The sequence below is a fragment of the Epilithonimonas pallida genome (genome assembly GCF_900182975.1).
GTDB classification, from domain to species: Bacteria; Bacteroidota; Bacteroidia; order Flavobacteriales; family Weeksellaceae; genus Epilithonimonas; species Epilithonimonas pallida.
This window is the reverse complement of record NZ_FXUO01000019.1, coordinates 1-2,140: the sequence shown is the minus strand read 5'-3', so window position 1 is coordinate 2,140 and position 2,140 is coordinate 1. Positions and strand designations below refer to the sequence as shown.

1 protein-coding gene is annotated in these 2,140 nt (G+C 42.7%); it reads right to left on the bottom strand.

Translation table 11 applies throughout. The features are described 5' to 3' along the window. Nucleotides 1-376: 376 nt before the first annotated feature. The coding region (locus QOL71_RS17645) for an RCC1 domain-containing protein (RefSeq protein ID WP_430395195.1) at nt 377-2,140 on the bottom strand (1,764 nt) is incomplete at its 5' end.

Here is a 2,140-nt window from a genome sequence, read left to right as displayed (position 1 = left end):
CCGATTGTTTTCCTATTGCGATCTGAGATTTTGTTGCAATTGCAGTGACCAGCATTGCAAATATTAGAATGTTACTTTTCATATTGTGTGTGTTTTATGTGTCCTTTTTACAGGACGGTTTGTGTTTGTTTTTTATAATTGTCTTAGAGATCCTTCGGCAGGCTCAGGATGACATTGTTGAGATCCTTCGGCTTCACTTTGCTACGCTCAGGATGACAGTGCCTTTGTCATGTTGAGCAGAGCACAGCGTCGTCGAAACATCTCTTTTTATGATCATCTTTATTAGAGATCCTTCGATTCCGCTACGCTTCACTCAGGATGACAGTGCCTCTGTCATGTTGAGCAGAGCGCAGCGGCGCCGAAACATCTCATTTATTTAATCCGGGCAGGTTTGCGTAGTTATACAATACCATCCGAACGAAACGCCGTTATCCTTTGAAGTGTACATCTTTAGGCATTTGTTGGTGGTGTCATAGACCATCATCCCTTCCACAAAATTGGCAACTGCTATGCCCACAGGATTTCCTGATGCGTCAAAAGCTACTCTGTTAGGTACAAAAGCCTTTGTTTTCGCTTCCAGTGCGATGTGTCCGCCTTTTCTTGTCATTGGCCAGTTATCGACATTTGTTGCGCCGGCTCTTCCCAATGCAGAGATACCTACTTTGGTGTCTAATGTCGTACCCGTAGTAATACCCGGTTTATAACAGGAGGATGATGTCTCTGCTGCACATACCGTTACAATAGAAGTATTATAAGTGTAGGTAGAAACTTGACTATCTGTACTACTGCCATTACCAGCACTACCATGAATATAGTGCCCTACATAACCGAATCTGTTATCGCTCTTTTTGATGTTAATGGTAGTATGCCCTCCGGTTTCTACGGCAATTACCTCGTCGGTAATGCTAAGTCCATTAGCAACAGTGCTGTTGCCAGGCATATAGATCGGATCATAGTAAGTATTCTCTGTTGCTCCGCCTATCATTTTGCCACTGTTAGATCCCCAAGCCCATTGTTTATTATTGCTAGTTAATACATTAATAGCACCCGTTGCAATACTTAAAGTATTTTCCTCATTAAAATAAGAATGTTCGTTAGGAGATATCCAAACAATATTTTCTAAATTACCTATACCCTGCCCAGACTGATCGGTCATTTTCTGCGGCTGTACCCAAGTAGTTCTTGTTGTGGTCGTACCATCTCCTAATTGTCTGCCACCATTATTTCCCATTGCATATAGCTTACCATTAGTACCCAGTAAGTAATAGCTTATTGCTGTTGATGTTGACGTTAAAGTTCTGGAAGTCATTCCGATCATTTTAGGAGTGACTCCTGCCGGTACCGATACTTCAGTCGCATAAGTTCTGTTGGTAGCCGCACTTCCATCACCAAGATAAGTACCTGTACCCCAGGTGTAGAGCTTGCTGTCGGATGTCAACGCAAACAAACCATAAGGGTTACCACGCATTGCCACTACATTGTCCAAGGTTGGATTTCCTGCTGCCGAAGTTTTTACACGGTGCCATATCACGTTATTGGTGGCATCCTGTGCTGTACCATCTCCGTTTTTAGATCCAAGAAAAGACAATACCCAAGCCTCCCCACCACAAGTTACTATGGCCAATGTACCACCTGATCCGAACATCATTTTGACTTGTTGAGGCGTTACTCCAGGCGGTAATCCGTCAGCTTTGCCATTTACTGTAATTTTACCGAAAGCAGTGGTATTTTTAATACTTTTACTTACTAATGCTGCTTGACCTATGCTGGTTGCCGCATCTCCCCAAACATATAATCCGTCGGTGGTCAACAAAGCATGTTGGTGATTTAGATACTGAACAGTTGAGCTGGTACTACCACTAGGTGCGTAATAATAAGATCCAGAAGTTACTTTCAGTGGTGTTCCGGTGTAATTAAAGCCATTTGCTGGTGTTATGGCTGTTGGAGTAAGCAAATCTGACGTTCCATTAGGAGCAGTGGCTTCTCCCCATGCTTTAAATGTACCATCAGCTTCTTTTATTACCGTAGCGTGAAAGCTAGATACCATATTATCATATTCAATGGTATTAGGATCTGAGCTGTTTACGTAGGCGTTGGGGTTACAACCGTTAACACAATTGTTAGCAACGGCACTGATATT